This is a genomic window from Chitinophaga barathri, assembly GCF_003807585.1.
GTDB lineage: Bacteria > Bacteroidota > Bacteroidia > Chitinophagales > Chitinophagaceae > Chitinophaga > Chitinophaga barathri.
Map to the genome: position 1 here is coordinate 143220 of NZ_RMBX01000006.1, position 19444 is coordinate 162663.

Annotated in this window: 18 protein-coding genes and 1 other RNA gene; 14 read left to right on the top strand and 5 right to left on the bottom strand. The window is 50.9% G+C overall.

The annotated features are described in order from the left end of the window. Positions 1–69 precede the first annotated feature (69 nt). The 3 genes from EG028_RS12240 to EG028_RS12250 all read right to left on the bottom strand — a co-directional run bounded on the left by EG028_RS12240 (position 70) and on the right by EG028_RS12250 (position 5313). Positions 70–1125, bottom strand: a complete 1056-nt coding sequence (locus EG028_RS12240; RefSeq protein ID WP_262707111.1) for a PepSY-associated TM helix domain-containing protein — start codon at positions 1123–1125, stop codon at positions 70–72. A gap of 9 nt (positions 1126–1134) precedes the next feature. Next, entirely contained in the window at positions 1135–3477 is a 2343-nt protein-coding gene (locus EG028_RS12245; protein WP_120516870.1) for a TonB-dependent receptor, read from the bottom strand. 597 nt (positions 3478–4074) lie between these two features. Then, positions 4075–5313, bottom strand: coding sequence for an aminotransferase class I/II-fold pyridoxal phosphate-dependent enzyme (locus EG028_RS12250; protein WP_120516869.1), 1239 nt, complete (start codon positions 5311–5313; stop codon positions 4075–4077). A 137-nt stretch (positions 5314–5450) separates the two neighbouring features. Between EG028_RS12250 and pafA the strand changes: the two genes are divergently transcribed. The 5 genes from pafA to EG028_RS12275 all read left to right on the top strand — a co-directional run bounded on the left by pafA (position 5451) and on the right by EG028_RS12275 (position 9705). Next, on the top strand, positions 5451–7127 hold the full coding sequence (gene pafA / locus EG028_RS12255; protein WP_206614444.1) for an alkaline phosphatase PafA: 1677 nt from the start codon (positions 5451–5453) through the stop codon (positions 7125–7127). A 185-nt stretch (positions 7128–7312) separates the two neighbouring features. After that, positions 7313–8086, top strand: a complete 774-nt coding sequence (locus EG028_RS12260) for an enoyl-CoA hydratase/isomerase family protein (RefSeq protein ID WP_174235427.1) — start codon at positions 7313–7315, stop codon at positions 8084–8086. Positions 8087–8145: 59 nt separating this feature from the next. Continuing rightward, complete coding sequence (locus EG028_RS12265; protein ID WP_120516867.1) at positions 8146–8808, top strand: hypothetical protein; 663 nt, start codon at positions 8146–8148, stop codon at positions 8806–8808. Between the two features lie 101 nt (positions 8809–8909). Further along, on the top strand, positions 8910–9185 hold the full coding sequence (locus EG028_RS12270; protein ID WP_120516866.1) for a hypothetical protein: 276 nt from the start codon (positions 8910–8912) through the stop codon (positions 9183–9185). A gap of 31 nt (positions 9186–9216) precedes the next feature. Further along, on the top strand, positions 9217–9705 hold the full coding sequence (locus EG028_RS12275; RefSeq protein ID WP_120516865.1) for a DUF6169 family protein: 489 nt from the start codon (positions 9217–9219) through the stop codon (positions 9703–9705). A gap of 69 nt (positions 9706–9774) precedes the next feature. Here EG028_RS12275 and EG028_RS12280 read toward each other — a convergent pair whose 3' ends face one another. Next, a complete protein-coding gene (locus tag EG028_RS12280) occupies positions 9775–10125 on the bottom strand; it encodes a hypothetical protein (protein WP_120516864.1) in 351 nt (116 codons plus the stop codon). A gap of 195 nt (positions 10126–10320) precedes the next feature. Here EG028_RS12280 and EG028_RS12285 point away from each other — a divergent pair, with 195 nt between their 5' ends. The 4 genes from EG028_RS12285 to EG028_RS12300 all read left to right on the top strand — a co-directional run bounded on the left by EG028_RS12285 (position 10321) and on the right by EG028_RS12300 (position 13941). Beyond that, a complete protein-coding gene (locus tag EG028_RS12285; protein ID WP_120516863.1) occupies positions 10321–11751 on the top strand; it encodes a tetratricopeptide repeat protein in 1431 nt (476 codons plus the stop codon). Positions 11752–11916: 165 nt separating this feature from the next. Further along, positions 11917–12681 carry a phosphosulfolactate synthase gene (locus EG028_RS12290; RefSeq protein ID WP_120516862.1) on the top strand — a complete coding sequence of 255 codons (765 nt, stop codon included), beginning with the start codon at positions 11917–11919 and terminating at the stop codon, positions 12679–12681. Positions 12682–12740: 59 nt separating this feature from the next. Next, a complete protein-coding gene (locus EG028_RS12295) occupies positions 12741–13463 on the top strand; it encodes a shikimate dehydrogenase family protein (RefSeq protein WP_120516861.1) in 723 nt (240 codons plus the stop codon). A 16-nt stretch (positions 13464–13479) separates the two neighbouring features. Then, the gene (locus EG028_RS12300) at positions 13480–13941 is read left to right on the top strand and encodes a hypothetical protein (RefSeq protein WP_120516860.1); all 462 of its coding nucleotides are present in this window, start codon (positions 13480–13482) and stop codon (positions 13939–13941) included. On the opposite strand, the gene EG028_RS12305 is transcribed toward EG028_RS12300, so the two are convergent. After that, a complete protein-coding gene (locus EG028_RS12305; RefSeq protein WP_120516859.1) occupies positions 13919–14725 on the bottom strand; it encodes a class I SAM-dependent methyltransferase in 807 nt (268 codons plus the stop codon). The two genes, EG028_RS12300 and EG028_RS12305, sit on opposite strands and share 23 nt — an antisense overlap. Positions 14726–14895: 170 nt before the next feature. Between EG028_RS12305 and EG028_RS12310 the strand changes: the two genes are divergently transcribed. The 5 genes from EG028_RS12310 to EG028_RS12330 all read left to right on the top strand — a co-directional run bounded on the left by EG028_RS12310 (position 14896) and on the right by EG028_RS12330 (position 19395). After that, positions 14896–15597: a hypothetical protein gene (locus EG028_RS12310; RefSeq protein ID WP_120516858.1), complete on the top strand. Its 702-nt coding sequence runs from the start codon at positions 14896–14898 to the stop codon at positions 15595–15597. Between the two features lie 60 nt (positions 15598–15657). Continuing rightward, positions 15658–15757: signal recognition particle sRNA small type (ffs, locus tag EG028_RS12315), an RNA gene on the top strand. A 137-nt stretch (positions 15758–15894) separates the two neighbouring features. Continuing rightward, positions 15895–16545, top strand: a complete 651-nt coding sequence (gene fsa / locus EG028_RS12320) for a fructose-6-phosphate aldolase (protein ID WP_120516857.1) — start codon at positions 15895–15897, stop codon at positions 16543–16545. A gap of 616 nt (positions 16546–17161) precedes the next feature. Then, complete coding sequence (gene glpK / locus EG028_RS12325) at positions 17162–18661, top strand: glycerol kinase GlpK (protein WP_120516856.1); 1500 nt, start codon at positions 17162–17164, stop codon at positions 18659–18661. A gap of 26 nt (positions 18662–18687) precedes the next feature. Next, a complete protein-coding gene (locus EG028_RS12330) occupies positions 18688–19395 on the top strand; it encodes an MIP/aquaporin family protein (RefSeq protein ID WP_120516855.1) in 708 nt (235 codons plus the stop codon). The last annotated feature ends 49 nt before the right edge of the window (positions 19396–19444 follow it).

A 19444-nucleotide genomic window follows, 5' to 3' on the forward strand; every position in this document is an offset into this window, starting at 1 on the left:
AACGATGGTCGAACGATTGTCGAAGGATAGTCGAACGAGAGTCGAAGGAGAAGGTTGGTTAAAATCCTATCACTTCTTTACCAAAAACTTCCTTCTCCACCAGATCAATATGCCCGAAAGCGCCAGTACACCGGGCGCCAGGCCTAGCAGGGTCCACAGTATCTTCAGCGGGATACCGCCAAAGTTCCCGAAATGCAGTTGTAACACGCTGGCATTCAGCTTTTGGGATACTCCCGCGGTTTTAAAATCCACTTTTTTCATCACTATCCCGTCTTCCGGCCGGATGGTGACCGTGCTGGCGTATTCCCCGAAAATCGCGGGCTCGCCCGCATTGCCCAGGAACAGCACAGTGCCGCCTTCAGCCCTTGGCGGGCGGATGCCCAGTACCGTGAAGCCGGGTATTTCGGCCCGGGCGTCCCTGAGCAGCCGGTCGTAATCGATCTGCTCCTGTACGGCGAGGGAAGCGGCTTTTTTACCCACCTTTGCACCCACCACCTTAAATTGTATAAGAATGCCGGTGATAACCATCAGCAGGTTAAATACCAGCGCCCAGACGCCTACGACGCGGTGCAGGTTACGCCAGCGCCGGCGGCGGTGTTTCCATTCTATTTTGTCGCGGAAGGTGAGCACCTTCCCCAAATGTTTCCGGTATACATGCAGCCCGCTCAGCAGGGAGATGACCATGATAAAAGCCACGCAAAGGATGATTACAGACCCATTGCGGCCGCTTAGCGGTGTGAAGTGGAGGTAGAGCAGGAAATCTGTAAAATAGCCTTTATTGCCCCTCCTGTGCAGTACTTTGCCGGTATAAGGGTCCAGGTAGACGTACACCTTATCCTCCGCGGAGTATTCCGCCCGCATGATCAGGCTTTCGTCCGGTGCCTGGGGCAGGCGCAGGAAAGTGATGTAAGGCCTGCCCGGATTGGCGGCCAGCCCTTTTTCGTACAGGGTGTTCAGCGGCAGTGGAGTACCGCCGGGCTGCACCTGGTAAGCGTTTTTATTAAGCGAATGGTCGATCTCGTCGCTGAATACGAGTATGCTCCCTGTAAAACTCAAAAGCAGGAGAAAAACTCCTGCTATCAAGCCCGTGATTCGGTGAACCCGGAATATCTGTTGTTGTAACACTATCAGAAATTATAACTGTAATTCAGGCTGATGCGTGCACCTGTGCCTTTTACATAGTTTTCGTTGCGCGCATTCCACTGCGAAGCTTACGGTATAGTAATCAGCGTTGAAAAGGTTTTCGACACCGAGGCCCAGGCTGCTGTGCCCATCCAGCTGCAGGTTGCCCAGGAAACTGAAGGTGGTGAACCCTTCCACGGGGCCGGTTCCGTAAGAATAAAGGCCGTTCACTTTCTCAAAACGGTTGCGTTTGCCGGCGTGCAGCATCTGCAGGCGGAGGTTCAGCCTTTCTATGGGGGCATAACGGATGTAGGTGGTCACTTTGGGAGGCGCAATGCGGTCGGTGCCGAGGTATTTATCCGTAGCATCGTCATATTTACCATTGTCGTCAATATCCTGTTTGCCTTCCACATAGGAGTACGAAGCGCCCGCACCGAGATTGCGCAGGATGCTGGCGTCCGCCGCGATCTCGAAGCCGTACACCTTTTCGGGAGCGCGTTGTATCTCGAACTTACCGTTCTTTTCCAGGAAGGAAGAGCCCAGTTTGGAGGTACTGATATAATAACTGCCCTCCAGTGTTACGGGGCCGAGGGTGCTGTTAAAGCCGGCCTCGTAGTTGTTGGCTATCACAGCTTCGGTTTTCAGGAGGGAAACGGTGTTTTCCTTTGCCGCGCGCAGGATGCGGCCCAGCTCCATGATGGAAAAGCTCTGTGAATAGCTGATGAAGGGTTTGAAGAACCTGAATTTGTTATAACGGAGGCCTGCGTTGTACACCAGGGCATTGTAGCTGAGATCGCCGCCGGTTACGCTTACACCGCCTTCGGTGAACTCGCCTGTTACGCGGTTCAGTTGTTTAACGGTCACGTAGTCTGGGATGCCGATGTTGATATTTTCGAAACGCGCGCCTGCTTTGAACACAAAATCTTTGAACAGGTTCAGCTTCACCTGCGCGTAGGGCGCATAGTTCTTCATATCCATGTCCGGCACCCAGGTACGGCCGTCCAGCAGGCTCTGGGAGGTAACGTCGTTCATATAATCCAGGCCGTACACCAGTGACAGGTCGTAGTTCCCGGAAAGATGCAGCGGGCTGCTGAAGTTGATGCGCACGCCTTGTTTCTGCGAGGATATTTCGGACTGGCCACCGCCTTCAAAAGTAGGCCCCCAGCTGTATACGGTTTTGAAACGCTGCATGTACAGGCTCACGTCCAGGTCCGTACCGCCGATGATGCCTTCGCTGCTCCAGCGCAGGCTGGCATTGTGGTTGTAAGGAGTGCCTTCCGCGGCGCCGGGGCGGTCGCCGATGATGCCGGTAGCTGCTGAATCCAGGTATTTACCGGGTTTCAGGATGTAATCGGTGCGCTGCTGGCTGCCAAAGAAGTTGTACATCAGCTCCAGGCGGTTGCGCCCGTTGATATCGTAACCGATCTTGGCAAAGCCGTTCCATATCTGCGATTCGCCAAGGCTGTATTCGGGGGAGTTCACCACGCCGTTTGCATCTTTGTATACGCCGGTCTGTTCATAATGACCGGACACTACGAAGTCCCATTTTTTATAAGAGCCGCTCAGCAGCTGGCCCACGGCAAAACCGCCGGTATGCTGGGCTTCCACCAGCTGTGTGTTCGCGCCGATGGTGGTCTGGCCGCTGAGGCCTTTTTTGGATTTATCGCCTTTTTTGGTGATGTAGTTGATCAGGCCGCCGTCCGCGCCATTACCATAAATGGCGGTTGCGCCTTTGATCACTTCAATGCGCTCAATGGCGGAAGGGTCGATCGTGCGCATGTCGCGGCCGCCGTTGCGGAGCGGGGTGGACTGCGGTATACCGTCTACCATTACCAGTACGTTGCGGCCACGGAGGGTCTGGCCGGTGTTGCCGGTGGTATTGTCGTTGATGGCGAGACCGGGAACGGTGTTTGCGAGGATGGCGGTAATATTATTATTAATGCCTTTCTGCGCTTCCATTTCCCGCGGGCCTACGATGGTCACGGAAGAAGGAACTTCATCCAGCGTCTCTTTTTTACGGCTGGCGGATACGATCACCTCCTGCAGGTCCGCGGAGGATTTCATGGCGATATCCTGTATGGTGGTGTCCGCCGTGATGGCGATGGTCTGTTCCGTGGTAGTGAAGCCTACGCCGGAGAAACGGAATGTGTATGAACCGGCGGGGGCGGCAAGGATGTAGCTGCCGTTGGCATTGGCTACCGTGCCTTTTTTGATACCGGGGATGCTGATATTGGCAAAAGGTACAGCCTGGCCCTGTTCGTTGCGCACCATACCTTTAATGACACCTTGCGGAGCCTGTTGTGCCTGTGCGGTAAGGGAAGCTGCCAGTACAACGATTGTTAAAATATTCCTCATCGGGTTTTGTTAAAAAGTTGGCCGCAAAGGTACCGTAAGTGGCGATGCGTAGAATTACGCAAAGCGGAAAAGTAATGATCGGATCGGGAAAAACAGCCATGGAGGCTGTGCGATGAAAGTTACAACGTAGAAGTACTTTAACAGTGCGTTAACAAAATACCACGTTAGTGTGATGTTATTACCGTAGAACTACGTTATTTTTGGTTAACACTTAAATAAGTTCGGGAAGCGGAAAGAGCTACTACCTTTTATTACTCAGATTTCCAACACATTCAGATATAACTGACTAATCATAAAATAATTCCATGGGTAACATCTTTTTGTTTATCCATATTCTATGATGGCCCAAACTTTTTTATTACCATGTCCTACTGAACGATCGATTCTTAAGATCATGTATTACACCTAGTGAAAGAACGATTTGTTTGCCGGGGCTGACTAACCATCAGCCCCCTTTTTTTGCCCTGTAGGTAAGCAGGTGTTGATCATTTGTTAATGAGAGGGGAGGGCGTTTTCTTCATTTGTTAATGGAATAAAAAAAGAGCGCCCGGTCAGACGCTCCTTTTATTTCTACGGTACTTACTTTCTGAATAATAACTACACCATCGGTATTTCCGCAACGGCATATGCTTTCTGGTCCAGCTTCTGCTTGGTTTCGGTGAACGCCTTCAGGGTCAGCTCGATATCCTCGTCGGAATGAGCCGCTGTAGGGATCAGGCGATAGATGATCTGGCCTTTCGGGATCACGGGATATACCACGATGGAGCAGAAGATGTTATAATTCTCGCGGAGGTCCAGGCACATAGCGGTGGCTTCCGGGATGTCGCCCTGCAGGTAGATGGGGGTAACGGGGGAGTTGGTACGCCCGATATTGAACCCTCTGTCGCGCAGGCCTTTTTGCAGTTTATTCACGTTGCTCCAGAGTTTTTCTTTCAGCTGCGGCTGCTGGCGCATGAGTTGCACGCGTTTCAGGTGGCCGATGATCAGCGGTAAAGGAATGGATTTCGCGAATATCTGTGAGCGCATATTGTAGCGCAGGTAGTTGATGATTGCTTTGTCGCCGCTCATAAACGCGCCGATGGAAGCCCCGGATTTCGCGAAGGTGTTGAACAGGAGGTCGATCTCTTCCTGTACGCCCTGCTCTTCGCCGGTACCGGCGCCGGTTTTGCCCATGGTGCCGAAGCCGTGCGCATCGTCCACCATCAGGCGGAATTCGTACTGGTTCTTCAGCGATACGATCTCACGGAGCTTACCCTGGTCGCCGGCCATGCCAAATACGCCTTCGGTGATCACAAGAATGCCGCCGCCGCTGGTTTTGGTGTATTCCACCGCGCGTTTCAGCTGTTTCTCGCAGTCTTCGATATCATTGTGTTTGAATACATAACGGTGACCCTGGTGCAGGCGCAGGCCGTCTACGATGGAAGCATGGCATTCAGCGTCGTATACGATCACGTCGCGGCGGTTGCAGATGGCGTCTATCGCGCTCATAATGCCTTGATAACCATAGTTTAGAAGCGTGGTGTCTTCTTTGCCCATGTATTCGCTCAGTTCTCTTTCGAGCTGCTCATGGAAATTGGTGTTGCCACTCATCATACGCGCTCCCATGGGGGCCGCAAGACCGTATTCAGCCGCTGCCCTGGCATCTGTAGCCCTCACCTCGGGGTGATTGGCCAGGCCCAGGTAGTTGTTAAGGCTCCATACGATTTTTTCTTTGCCCCGGAACTTCATCCTGGGACCAATCTCGCCTTCCAGCTTGGGGAAAGCGAAGTAACCGTGGGCTCTGTCAGAGTGCTCCCCGATAGGGCCCATATGCTTCAGTTTCTCGAATATATCCATATGATTATTAAAATGAAATTAAAATTCGACCACAAAGGTATTAAAATATTATTTTTTGTAAACTTAGGTTACTTTTACGAACATTTTTTTCCACGTTCAGACGGAGCTATAACAAAGGAACAAATTTAAAGACTAATATGAGCCGTATTAAAATTCTGGCCGTTATCCTCATGATGACGGCGCCGGCAGTATTTGGCCAGAAAGCCACTTCGCCGACAATCGGGTTTCCGCCCAACTATGGAAAAAAAGCACAAAAAGACGTACCCCGCCCGAAATTAGTGGTAGGAATGGTAGTGGACCAGATGAGGTGGGATTTTCTCTACCGATATTATGACCGTTATACAAATGATGGCTTCAAACGCCTGATCAATGAGGGTTTTTCCTGCGAAAACACGATGATCCCGTATACGCCCACCATTACCGCATGCGGCCATACCTGCGCCTACACCGGCTCTGTACCCGCCATTCACGGCATTATCGGCAACAACTGGTATAGCCGCGACCTGAAACGCAGCGTGTATTGCACGGAAGACACCCTGGCCACAGCCGTAGGCGGCAGCGATGCCGCGGGCCGCATGAGCCCCCGCAATATGCTCACCACCACCATTACGGACGAATTGCGCCTGGCTACCAACTTCCGCAGCAAAGTGGTAGGCATCGCCATCAAAGACCGCGGCGCCATCCTGCCCGCCGGGCACAGCGCAAATGCAGCCTATTGGTTCGACGGTACCACCGGCAACTTCATGACCAGCAATTATTACATGACCAGCCTGCCGGCCTGGGCACAGGCCTTCAACCGCCTCGGGCTGCCCGCCAAATACCTGAGCAAACCATGGAATACGCTGTACCCGGTTGAAACGTACACACAAAGCACCGCGGACGATAAACCTTACGAAGGCCGCTTCAGGGGCCAGCAGAATTCTGCTTTCCCGCACGAGCTGGCCGGCACCATGGGCAACAGCTTCGGCCTGCTGTCCTCCACACCCTTCGGCAATACTTTCACCCTCGAATTTGCCAAACAGGCGCTGGAAGGCCATCAGCTGGGAAAAGGCCCCGTAACGGACTTCCTGGCGGTGAGCCTGTCCTCCACGGACTATGTAGGCCACCAACACGGCCCCAACTCCGTTGAAACAGAAGATACCTACCTGCGTCTCGACAAAGACCTGGGCGACTTCTTCAAATTCCTTGACCAGAAAGTAGGCAAGGGCAACTGGCTGTTTTTCATCACCGCAGACCATGGCGTGGCGCATGTACCGGGTTTCCTCGAAGAAAACAGGATCAATAACGGCCTCTGGGACGATGCGGCGATGGTGAAAGCCCTCAATGCCGGTATAGAAAAGGAATTCGGCTTCGCCAAAGCGATCACCGCTTCTTACAACTACCAGTTCACCCTCGATATCAACGGGCTGGATAAAGCAGGTAAACTGGCCGACGTGAAAAAATACATTCTGCGGGAATCTATGAAATGGCCCGGCATCGCCAATGTTGTGGACCTTCACAATATGGCCTCCACCACATTGCCTGAACCGCAGAAGTTTATGATGACCAACGGTTTCAACGCGCAACGCAGCGGGGACATCATGGTGATCCTGCAGCCCGGATGGCTGGATGGCGGCAAAACCGGCACCACCCACGGTCTCTGGAATCCTTATGACGCACATATCCCGCTGGTATGGATGGGCTGGGGCGTAAAACCCGGCAAAACCAACCGCACTACGCATATGACGGATATTGCACCTACCGTGGCCGCGATGCTCCGTATCCAGATGCCGAATGGCACCGTGGGCAGCGTGATCCAGGAAGTGACAAAATAAGGAAACGGGGTACCCGGCAACCTCCCGTGCGGAACTGCCGTAGTATCAGAGAAAATGAAGCCTGAGCATAAATAATTGATCAATAAAAAGCCTCTGTCAGACTAAAAATCCGGCAGAGGTTTTTTGTTTTCAGCGTGTTACGCATGTGTTATAATCATTAAAAATAATTCGCTTACATTTGGAACATGCCCGGCATAACGTATCATATTGCAGACAGGATAGCCACCATTACCCTTAACCGCCCGGAAAAGCGGAACGCGCTGAACGGGGACGTAGTAAGGGAATTGCGGGAGGCATTCGCCGCCGCCGCCGCGGATGACACTGTAAAGGTGGTGGTGCTGGCGGGGAACGGAAAAGCGTTCTGCGCCGGCGCGGACCTCGATTACCTGCAGCAGTTGCAGGCGAACAACCTGGAGGCTAACCTTGCGGACAGCCGCGAGCTGATGCTGCTGATGCAGGAGATATACAGCATGGAAAAAGTAGTGATCGCCAGGATAGAAGGAGACGCGATCGCCGGCGGTTGTGGCCTGGCCACTATTGCGGATCTGAGTTATGCCGTTCCGGAAGCCCGCTTTGGCTACACGGAAGTAAAAATAGGGTTTGTTCCTGCCCTCGTAAGCGTATTCCTGGTAAGAAAAATAGGCGAAGGCCGCGCGCGTGACCTGCTGCTCACCGGCAGGCTGGTAACCGCGGAAAAAGCTGCATCTTTCGGTCTTATCAACGAAACAATACCCGCGGACAAGATCAGGGATTATGTCCAACAGGTGGCATTCAGCCTCTGCACAGACGCATCCGCCAACTCATTGAACGTAACAAAAAAACTGATAAGCGCCGCGCTGGAGAATCCGCTCACGGAAGCGCTTGAATCCGCCGCCCGCATCAATGCGGAAACAAGGCAGCATCCTGATTGCCGCAAGGGCATCGGGGCATTTTTAGATAAGCTAAAGCCAGACTGGTAAAGGGTTTTCACCTTTTGGCACAGATTTTTCTCAAACACCTATGTATTAACTGAACTCTTATGCTGAAACTGTCACAATTCTGGATATTGCTCACCGCCTGTATTACGGGCTGGGCAACACCGCTGCTGGCACAAAGGACCATTTCTGACGCAAGGATCGAGTACAAGCTGGAGCTGCCGCCCGAGCAGCTGCAGATGGAAGCTATGTTTGCGGGCAGCAACATGATCCAGTACATCCGGGGGAACCTGAGCAGGATAGACATGAATTTTAATGTAGTGAACTACATCTATCTTATCAATGCGCAAACGGAAGGTCTTATCACGCTGATGGACAATCACGGGGACAAATACCTGATCCGTACGGACAAAAAGTCTTACGAGGAAGATATGAAACGTTTTCAGACCACTACTTTCACCGATCAAGCGGAAACCCGTGAGATAGCCGGCTACAAATGCCGCAAAGCCATCGGTAAATTGGCTGACGGCGGCACGTTTGACGTGTATTACACGGTGGATATCATACCGGAGAATCGTTATTATAACCGTCGTTTTCTGAACCTCAAAGGTATTCCGCTGGAGTATGAGATCATCATGAAATCCGGGTCGAAGATGAAAGCGATTGCAACAAAAGTGGATCTGAGCCCGGTGCCGATGTCGATCTTTGATGTGCCGAAAGGGTATAGGGAGATCACCTCCGATGAGTTAAAAAAGATCAGGGGTTAAAAGATATTTTCATCATGAAATATAAGGCCGCAGTGTGATACTGCGGCCTTCTTTATTTTATGGAAATCAGTTAGTTATGAAGAATTTACAATAAATTTGAAATGATAGAAAAAGAAAAGCCGGGTATTGAAATTCCTGGTGTTTGTTTAATCTTTAAATTGAAAATGATGGAAGAAAAAAATGTTAAGCCGTCAGAGGAACCGTCTGCATGGTTTCTGTTCTGTAAACAGGTGCTCGAAGACAATAGAGCAATAAAAGAGCATCTCAGAAATGGGGGAGAGCTTGAAGACCTGAAAGATCAGTATGATTTTGTAATGCCTTTTACCGCAGCAGATTTAAATACGGCGATAGCAAGGTATAGAGAATCTGGCTGGTGAAATTAATTGTTAACCCAAAAAATAGATACGTTTGTTTAACCCATATAATATAACAGAGAGCAGAGCTCTTTCTTATATGTTTATTACTGACTACAACATAAAGTACAAGATGTACTTTAGTGAATACGGACATAGGTTTAGAGACCCTGTAATGGCACGATGCGTATATCTCTTTAACATTGTGGTAGAAGAAGGAAAGCCCGGAGAAAATGGTGTTGATCTCCGTGTTGCCGATACGGTATTCGCAGTTCTCCGGAGATTTTTTGAAGAACAAACTAAGGCACTCATCTATATTTGCGATTCATCTGATTCCCGTGAATTGGCCCGGAAACGGAAGTTCGATATATGGTTCAACAAATACCATAACAATGCATTTGTGAAAGGAGAGTACGCGGCAATTTTTGGAGAAGAGAAGGTTTATAATTCGATGATCCTAAGTAAAGACAATCCACTATGGTATTATTTCCTGGTTGCCTGTGACAGGCTGAACAAAGCTCTCAGCAAACCAGATGGCAAATAAACAGCACCTAACAAACAAGAAAGGCTGCCAACCGGCAGCCTTCTCATAAAAATCTCTTTCAAATTCAACCTAACCTTTCCGGAACGGTAATCTCACCTGCAGGTGATGATATTGCATGTCCACCTGCGGAGCAGGGGTTTGCGCCTTCACGGAATAAGGAAGGATATAGGTAACGTTGCCCTTCTTGTAAGTCATTACTGACTTCACACTCACGGCATTGTCAGAGCTCAGTTTAAAAGCGTTGTTCAGAAAACCATTTGCCTTAAATCCTGCATCAAGGCTCAGATTGGTCTTCGGCATGGCGGTAAGCCGGTATTTGACCTCGGTTTTCTTGCCCAGTTTGTCTTCGTTGTTGTCCAAATTACCGCCCAGGTCACTGGCCTGCACACGGAGCGCCACTGCGGACAGGGCGACTACCATGAGGCAACTCAGTGATAATCTTTGGATTATGTAATTTAGCTTGTTCATCTTAGTGCAAATATACGAAAAAATTATCTATCATAACGGAATCCTAATGCAAAGTACCCAATTATCTTAAAAAAATGTTAAAAAATACATAAGCGGTAAGCCTCCGGGTGTTTGGTGACAGCACCAAAATCCCATATATTTACATCAATGAATCACGACTTCCCATCATTTAATGAGTTTAACGAGGATTTTGAAGATTTGAGGGACCTGCTTCAGCAATTTGAAAATCTAAAGGAGGGACGCTCCCACGCCTTCCTGGATGAGGATTCCTTCGAACAGATCATCGACTATTACGACGAACACGATGAACTCAATAATGCCCTCCAGGCCGTGGAAATAGCCATCGAGCAATTTCCCTTCTCCTCCGCTCTCCTCCTTAAAAAATCCGCCTTACTTATAGAAACCAAAAAATACCGTGAAGCCCTCGCTTTGCTGGAAAAAGCCGCATTGCTGGACAGTAACGATATTAACCTCTATATCCTCAAAACAGACGTGTACCTGGCCATGAACCAGCACGAAAAAGCCGCCGCGCTCCTCGAGGAACAAATCAGGATCTTCGACGGAGAAGACCGCACAGACCTGCTCCTGGAGCTGGCGGACGTGTACGACGACTGGGAGGAATTCGAAAAAGTGTTCGACTGCCTGAAACTCCTCCTGGAATACGATCCCAATAACGAAGAAGCTCTCCATAAGATCTGCTTCTGGACGGAATTTACCGGCCGCAACGAGGAAAGTATCCGCCTGCATACCAATATTATCAACGAGCACCCGTACAACCAGCTCGCCTGGTTCAACCTGGGCACGGCCTACCAGGGCCTGAAGCTCTACGAAAAAGCCATAGACGCCTATCAGTACGCCGTCGTGATCGATGAAAAATTCGATTACGCCTACCGCAACATGGGAGACGCCTATATCCACCTGCGCAAATACAACGAAGCCATCGAAGTGCTCCAGAAACACCTGGAGATCGCCAAACCCGAAGACGTCATCTACGAAGCCATCGGCCATTGCTACGAAAAAATGCGCAAGTTCACCCAGGCCCGTTATTATTACCGCAAAGCATCCCACCTCAGCCCGCACGACGATAAGCTGTACCTGAAGATCGCCAAAGCGTACATGACGGAAGAAAGCTGGGAAAACGCCATCAAGTCCCTCCAGTCCGCCCTGCGCATCAACAAAAACAGTGCGGAGTACAATATCACCCTCGGCCAATGTTACCTGCAGCTGGGCATGGACAAGGAAGCCCTCGTGCAGTTCCTCAGCGCCGTGCGCCTCAGGCCAAACAGTGCCCAGGCCTGGAAAGAGTTCATCCGGGGCCTTTATGCCGCCGGCCATGTGGAAGAAGCCCTTACCCAACTGGAAGCGGCGGAAGCCAAAATAGGCCGGAAACCCGTGTTCCTGTTCTACAAAGCAGCGCTCCTCATTGCCATCGGCAAAACCAAGGAAGGCCTGCTGCAACTGGAAACCGCCCTGCAACTTCATCCCAGGCAGGTCAAAAAAATGGTCGAGCTGGACCCTTCTATTCTGCAACATACCGCTGTGGTAGAACTTATTGCAAGGTACAGGCGTAAGCGTTAAGTCATTTTTTGCTCCTCCTATCGTATTACTTCTTATTTTTGCCGCGGTTTTTTAATTTGGGGCTCCAAATAGAAAACCGGAAAAAACCAACCCAGTACAGGTAGGCATAGCTTTGTAATGTAGTTTGGTAGGAAATGACCATTAAGAAGAATAAAATCGTGAAAAATGAATTTTAATCTGACGCAAATTCCTGAAAGAACCAGTAAGCCCCGTGGCCATGGCCTGACCATGGTGATGGACAAAGGCCTGAGTGTCGAAGAAGCGAAGAACTTTTTATCTGCGGCAGCGCCACATGTAGACATTGTTAAGCTGGGATTCGGAACATCCTTCGTAACGCCTAACCTGCGCACAAAGATCGAACTGTACCAGGCTGCCAACATTCCCGTTTATTTCGGCGGTACCCTGTTTGAAGCATTCCTCATCAGGAACCAGTTTGAAGAATACGTAAAAGTGGTCAAAGACTACGGTATCTCCATGATGGAAGTATCGGACGGCTCCATCACCATCCCGCACGCGGAAAAATGCGGCTACATCGAAAAACTGACCAAACACGGTATCGTACTGAGCGAAGTCGGTTCAAAAGATGCGGAGCATATCATTCCTCCCTACAAATGGATCGAACTGATGCGCGCCGAACTGGAGGCAGGAGCCACCTATGTGATCGCTGAAGCCCGCGAAGGCGGAAACGTAGGCATCTACCGCGGCTCAGGCGAAGTGCGTGAAGGGCTGGTACAGGAGATACTCACACAGATCCCCGCTGAAAAGATCATCTGGGAAGCGCCCCAGAAAGACCAGCAATTGTATTTCCTGGAGCTGGTAGGCTGCAATGCGAACCTCGGCAACCTCGCCCCGCATGAAGTCATCCCCCTGGAAGCCATGCGCGTAGGGCTTCGCGGAGATACCTTCCATCTTTTCCTCGATAAAGAATAAACTAATTATACAGGATTGCCGGCCTCCGGCAATCCTTTCATTTTGTAATCGACCTAACCGTGCGTTTATTCGGCCTCATCGGTTTCCCGCTCTCTCATTCCTTCAGCAAAGGTTTTTTTGCGGACAAATTCCGCAACGAAAGCATCACCGGATGCCATTACGAGAATTTTCCCATCCCATCGATAGAAGAATTTCCCGGCCTCTGGGCTCATCATGCAGAGCTGGAAGGCCTCAACGTCACCATCCCTTACAAACAGGCCGTGATCCCTTATCTCGATGAACTGAGCGATGCCGCAAAAGCCATCGGCGCGGTGAACTGCATCCGCCGCAAAGACGGGAAACTAACAGGCAACAATACGGACGTAATCGGCTTCAGCCGTTCATTACAGCCGCTCCTTCAGCCGCAACACACCAAAGCGTTGATACTCGGCACCGGCGGCGCGGCGAAAGCCGTGAAATATTCGCTGGAGCAACTGGGCATTACATACACGGAAGTAAGCCGCAGCGGCCCCGTACAGTACGAGGCATTGAACGAAACCATGATGCGGGAACACACGCTCATCGTAAACACCACACCGCTGGGCATGTACCCCAATGTAAATGAAGCGCCGCCGATCCCTTATGAATTCACGGGCGCGCAACATCTTTTTTACGACCTGATCTATAATCCCGCTGAAACGCAATTCATGAAAAATGGCGCCGCACAAGGTGCTGCGGTGAAGAATGGACATGAAATGCTCGTGCTGCAGGCAGAGGCGAGCTGGGAGATATGGAATGCATAGGAAAAATGTTCCCCCTATGATATTGACTTCCCTTGATGCAAAGTATGAACGGCTCGGTGCCAGGCTTGTTCCTCTTGGCAAAAAACTGCTGGTGGCCATTTCTGTTCTGGTAGTATTATTGCTGCTGCTCGATAAGCTAACTACGCGTCCCATGAACTGGACCTTATTCACCATCGTGGCACTGCCATCAACTGCCTATGCTTTGTATCTGTCGTACAAAACCCTTTACAGTATTGCGCTTGATAAGACTGGTGAGTATTATGAGATAGAAATCCTTAAGGGTAACAATATCTCAACGGTGAAACTTGAAAAAAGCGATGTCGAGATCAGGGTAGTACGCAGCCCGGGTTTTACCATGGCGCTGGAAATACAGATCATTTACCAACAACGTATCTACTATATCCAGAAGGAATCGGCAGTGTGGTCGAAAAAACAAATGACGGAGCTGAAAAACCTTATTGAGCAGCCTTCGGCTTAATCATATAATACATACACGTCGTAAAAAAATTCCGCACGAACGGTATCCCTTTCATCCAGCCGAATTGCTCCCTGGGCTGGAGTTTGAACTTATATTTATAGATCGGGTTGATCAGATAATATTTACGTTGCGTAATATCATACCCCGTTTCTTTCGCGATCTTTTCGAACCTTTCAATGGAAATGCCGGTATCCACCAGTTCCATCAGTTCCTGTATGGTGCCCTGGCTTTCGCCGGCCGCTTTCAGCAGGCCGCGGTACAGCGGGCGCGGCAGCAGGTGGATGTAGGGGAGGAAGCTGAGCACCCTGCTCTGGCAGATCTGCTGGTGGCCGCCGTGGGGCATATACCAGGGCGGGAAACCGAAGTATGCCTGTCCGCCGGGGCTGAGCAGTTCTTTCAGGTAAGCGATCAGTTTATGCTGATCGGGGATGTGCTCGATGGCATCTTTGAGGATGATGATATCAAAAGCATGACGGAACTCGCCGAAGAAGTCCACATCATAAATATTTTTGGCAATCAGGCGCAGCTGGCCGCTTTCGGCATAACTGCCCAGGAACCCTTTCGCGAGCTCGATGCGCTCGGGCCAGAGGTCCACGCCCACACAGTCGCAGCCCTGCTCCAGGAAAGGAGTGAGCACGCCGCCTTCGCCGCAGCCTATTTCCATTACGCGGAGGCCGCGCAGGTCCGGGAACTCCCGGGCGATAAAAGGCAGTACGTAATTCCTTGAATTCTCTACCTGCTGCTGGTAGCGCAGGGTGGCATCTGTATGTTGCGGTAATGACATGCGTTGTTGCTAAAATTCCGTGAAAATAGAATATTTTTTCAAGTGTCGAAGCCCGTAGCGGGTTAATTCCCGTTCCGGACCGATTATAGCCGGTACGGGCCGCTGTTACAAAATCCCCCGGCCTCGGTTCCTTTCCTTATTTTTGGAATGGTTTTAGCCCATTTAAGAATATGCTGAGAACGATTTTCCTCTTATTACTGGCCTTTCCCGCCGCCGCGCAGCAAAAAGAAGCGGTGCGCATCACGGCGGTGTACGATTCCGGCGCCGTAGCGGAACTGTACAGCACTACGCCCATCGGGCTGGAAGTGACCTATGCAGACAGCAGCAAACGCAAAACAGCAGGCCTCCTGAAAGGAGATATCCGCTGGAACGAGGTGAAGGTGGAATCGCCTTATGGCGAATGCAGAAACGGTGTGCTGCGTTTCAACCGCAACGCCATTCGCCCGGACAATTACCGGATGCGCCTGCTGGTGACCCTGGCGGAGCAGTCGGGTAAACAGCATGAAGTATACCTCCAGCTCCCGTTCCTCACCGCGATCCGCTTCCATCATTATGCGGACAGCCTGAAACGGGGCATTCATTTTTATCTGAACGTTGAGGGTATCTATAACAGCGGCCGCATTTACCCGCTGGATACTTCGCGCGTGAAATTGTTTGCGGACAAAGGGAAAATAATAGGGCAGGACCTGCTCATCCCGCAGGAAGACAGCATTACGCGGAGCATTGCAGTGAAAGCCGTTTACCGTGGCAACGCGGACATCAATGCCGCTTCCGATATCCCCGTAAAACAGCTGCCAGACGATGAATCGCTCATCATCCAGGATGCGCGTGACCTTTATAAAAAGGCACCGAAAAAGAAAAAAGGCAACTAAAGAAAGAAAAACAGCATTGGAATAATTTGCAAATTAATCAGCATTCATTTACCTTTGCAACGGCAAGTCTTATACGACCAGCTCCTGCTGAACTCCCCCAGGACAGGAATGTAGCAAGGGTAGGCGGTTGTAGCGGTGCGATATAAGTAACTTGCCATTTTTTTTTCCCTTTATGGCAGGTTTCTCTCCTTATAATTTCCGAAATTAGTTTGTTGGTTTGTTTGAATTGCCCGGAATGTTTCGGAGAAGGGCGCCACGTGATCTTTTTTTAAAACTACAAGCATAAAATCGCTCTATATGAAATTCTTTATTGATACAGCAAACCTTGCACAGATCCAGGAGGCGCATGACCTGGGCATTTTGGACGGCGTAACCACCAATCCCACGCTTATGGCAAAGGAAGGGATCAAAGGAGAAGCTGCCATCATGAAACATTACGAAGCCATCTGCGAAATGGTAGAAGGCGACGTAAGTGCTGAAGTGCTCTCCACGGACTTCAAAACCATCGTGGAAGAAGGTAAAAAGCTGGCCGCCATCCACCCGAACATCGTGGTGAAGGTGCCGATGATCAAAGACGGCGTAAAAGCCATCAAATGGTTTACCGAAAACGGTATCCGTACCAACTGTACCCTGGTGTTTTCCGCGGGTCAGGCCATCCTGGCTGCTAAAGCCGGTGCGGCATACGTTTCTCCCTTTATCGGCCGTATAGACGACAGCAACTGGGACGGCGTTGAGCTGATCGCCCAGATCGCGCAGATATACAGCATCCAGGGTTTCAAAACTGAGATACTGGCCGCTTCTATCCGCAGCGCGCTGCATATCGTAAAATGTGCTGAAGTGGGCGCTGATGTATGCACCTGCCCCGTGGATTCTATCCTGGGCCTGCTGAAACATCCGCTGACGGACATCGGCCTGGCTAAGTTCCTGGAAGATGCCAAAAAGATGTAATCTCCTTAGCGTTTAATTTTTCATGTATAGAGGGGCTGTCCTGCAGGGCGGCCCCTTTTTTGTGCCTGGTTCCCAAGTATACCCCCAAAAGCACCAGCTGCCCGATTCCAGGTATGCTGCGGTCCCCTCAATTCCCCTCAATTCCATGTACTTGTTGCTGTTCCCTGTGCACCGGGCCGGGAACTCATCCGCTGTCTATTCAGCCCCATGTACGGGGCTTTTTAGACCACTACTTCCCGACTTATATAGTAGAGTTCTCTTAAAGTAGCCATAGTACTGCCTTACGATAGGGATAAAGCATACATGTCCCATATATAAGGCATATATATCCCATAGATAAGGCATATCTATAAGATATGCCTTATCTATGCCGTAACTATTCCTTAATAATAGTTTAAGATTAGGATATCCTGCCTGTACCACAGTACTATTATAGCTTTAAAACAGTTGACAGATAAAGGAAACACCGAAACCGGGTATTTCAGCTGACCATTTTCCCCCTTACACGAAATTTTTTTTACTTTTAATTTATTACATGTATCTTACTACCTCGTAAAACAAGGTACCACGTTAAACTATACTTAAATCATCACTAAAAATAGCCAGACCACTCTCGATGGAAGCAAAATTCATTATGGCCCTCGACCAGGGAACCACCAGCTCCCGCGCTATTATCTTCGACCGTGCCGGGAACATCGTAGCCGTAGCTCAGAAAGAATTTAACCAGATCTATCCCCAGCCGGGATGGGTGGAGCATGATCCGAACGAGATCTGGTCCACACAGGCGGGCGTAGCCGCGGAAGTAATCGTAAAAGCCGGCACCTCCGGGGACCAGATCGCCGCCATGGGCATCACCAACCAGCGGGAAACCACCATCGTCTGGGACCGCGCCACCGGTAAACCGCTGTACAATGCCATCGTGTGGCAGGACCGCCGTACCGCGGCCTATTGCGACGAACTGAAGGCCAAAGGCCTGGCGGAAGACATCCGCTCCAAAACCGGGCTTATCCTGGATGCCTATTTTTCCGGCACCAAAGTGAAATGGATACTGGACAACGTGGAAGGCGCCCGCAAAAGGGCCGAAGCCGGCGAACTGGCATTCGGAACAGTAGATTCATGGCTGATCTGGAATTTTACCAAAGGAAAACTGCATGTAACAGACGTGAGCAACGCCTCCCGCACCATGTTGTATAATATTCATACGCAGGAGTGGGACAAAAGCCTGCTGGACCTGATGGGCATTCCCGCCTCCATGCTGCCGGAAGTACGCGCTTCCAGTGAAATATACGGGCATACTGAAGCCACGCTGACGCCTTTTGAAATACCCATTGCCGGTATCGCGGGCGACCAGCAGGCGGCGCTTTTCGGGCAGATGTGCATTGAGCCGGGCATGGTGAAAAATACCTATGGCACCGGTTGTTTTATGATGCTGAACACCGGCGAAAAAGCAATTACCTCCAAAAATAACCTGCTCACCACCATTGCGTGGCGCATCGGCAATACCACCCATTATGCGCTGGAAGGCAGCATCTTTATCGGCGGCGCTGTAGTACAGTGGCTCCGGGACGGGCTGGGCATCATCCGTCATTCCGCGGATGTGGAGCCGCTGGCCGCACAGGTAGCGGATACGGACGGCGTTTATCTTGTGCCCGCATTTGCCGGCCTTGGCGCCCCCCACTGGAACCAGTACGCACGCGGCACCATCGTAGGCATGACGCGCGGCACCAAAGACGCTCACATTGCCCGCGCGGCGCTGGACAGCATCGCTTACCAGACCATGGACGTACTGAAAGCCATGGAGGCGGACGCCGGCCTGAAGATCCAGGAACTGAGGGTGGACGGCGGCGCTACCGCGAATAACCTGCTGATGCAGTTCCAGGCAGACATCCTGGAAACGCAGGTGGTACGCCCCAAAGTGACGGAAACCACCGCACTGGGCGCGGCATACCTCGCAGGCCTGGCCACAGGTTTCTGGGACAGCATAGACACTATCCGCAAACAATGGCAGGAAGATGCAAGGTTCAAACCTTCCATGCCTGCTGAAAAAAGAACTTCACTCACCAAAAACTGGGCGCGTGCCGTAAAAGCCGCTAAAGTTTGGGCGGACGAACAATAATCTTTAAAAGTAAATACAGACCAACTATGTCAATTTTCCTGGCAGAACTTATCGGTACCGCCCTGTTGATCATCCTGGGAGACGGAGTGGTGGCCAATTGCATATTGAACAAAAGCAAAGGGCAGAACGGCGGCTGGATCGTGATCACCATGGGTTGGGCCATGGCCGTTTTTGTAGGCGTATTTGCAGTGGGTGCTTATAGCGGCGCTCACCTGAATTCCGCCGTAACACTTGCGCTGGCAGTTACCGGGGCTATTCCCTGGGATCAGGTGCCCGTGTATGTAGCCGCCCAGATGCTGGGTGCGTTCATCGGCGCCTGTATCGTGTACATTACTTACAAACAGCATTTTGACGTGACGGACAATCCGGATGGCAAACTGGCCATTTTCTGCACAGGTCCCGCCATCCGCAGCACTATACCGAACCTGGTAACGGAGATTGTGGGGACTTTTGTACTCATTTTCGGGGTGTTTTACATTGCGAAAGGAGACGTGGGATTAGGGGCCGTGGATGCATTACCCGTGGCATTGCTGGTACTGGCTATCGGTTTATCGCTTGGCGGGCCTACGGGTTATGCCATCAATCCCGCACGCGATCTCGGGCCGCGTATCGCGCATGCAATTTTGCCCATTAAAGGCAAAAGGGACAGCGATTGGAGCTATGCGTGGATACCTGTTGCAGGGCCCGCGATCGGCGCTTTGCTGGCGGCTGCGCTGCACATGGCGCTGAAATAATACGAAGGAACTTTATCCGCCATGATAAAGGCTTTGAGGAGCTTTTAAA

Coding starts and splice junctions, on each gene's coding strand:
- EG028_RS12245 (WP_120516870.1), bottom strand. CDS start 3,477: ATGAGGAATATTTTAACAATCGTTGTACTGGCAGCTTCCCTTACCGCA.
- EG028_RS12250 (WP_120516869.1), bottom strand. CDS start 5,313: ATGGATATATTCGAGAAACTGAAGCATATGGGCCCTATCGGGGAGCAC.
- pafA (WP_206614444.1), top strand. CDS start 5,451: ATGAGCCGTATTAAAATTCTGGCCGTTATCCTCATGATGACGGCGCCG.
- EG028_RS12260 (WP_174235427.1), top strand. CDS start 7,313: ATGCCCGGCATAACGTATCATATTGCAGACAGGATAGCCACCATTACC.
- EG028_RS12265 (WP_120516867.1), top strand. CDS start 8,146: ATGCTGAAACTGTCACAATTCTGGATATTGCTCACCGCCTGTATTACG.
- EG028_RS12270 (WP_120516866.1), top strand. CDS start 8,910: ATGATAGAAAAAGAAAAGCCGGGTATTGAAATTCCTGGTGTTTGTTTA.
- EG028_RS12280 (WP_120516864.1), bottom strand. CDS start 10,125: ATGGTAGTCGCCCTGTCCGCAGTGGCGCTCCGTGTGCAGGCCAGTGAC.
- EG028_RS12285 (WP_120516863.1), top strand. CDS start 10,321: ATGAATCACGACTTCCCATCATTTAATGAGTTTAACGAGGATTTTGAA.
- EG028_RS12290 (WP_120516862.1), top strand. CDS start 11,917: ATGAATTTTAATCTGACGCAAATTCCTGAAAGAACCAGTAAGCCCCGT.
- EG028_RS12300 (WP_120516860.1), top strand. CDS start 13,480: ATGATATTGACTTCCCTTGATGCAAAGTATGAACGGCTCGGTGCCAGG.
- EG028_RS12305 (WP_120516859.1), bottom strand. CDS start 14,725: ATGTCATTACCGCAACATACAGATGCCACCCTGCGCTACCAGCAGCAG.
- EG028_RS12310 (WP_120516858.1), top strand. CDS start 14,896: ATGCTGAGAACGATTTTCCTCTTATTACTGGCCTTTCCCGCCGCCGCG.
- fsa (WP_120516857.1), top strand. CDS start 15,895: ATGAAATTCTTTATTGATACAGCAAACCTTGCACAGATCCAGGAGGCG.
- glpK (WP_120516856.1), top strand. CDS start 17,162: ATGGAAGCAAAATTCATTATGGCCCTCGACCAGGGAACCACCAGCTCC.
- EG028_RS12330 (WP_120516855.1), top strand. CDS start 18,688: ATGTCAATTTTCCTGGCAGAACTTATCGGTACCGCCCTGTTGATCATC.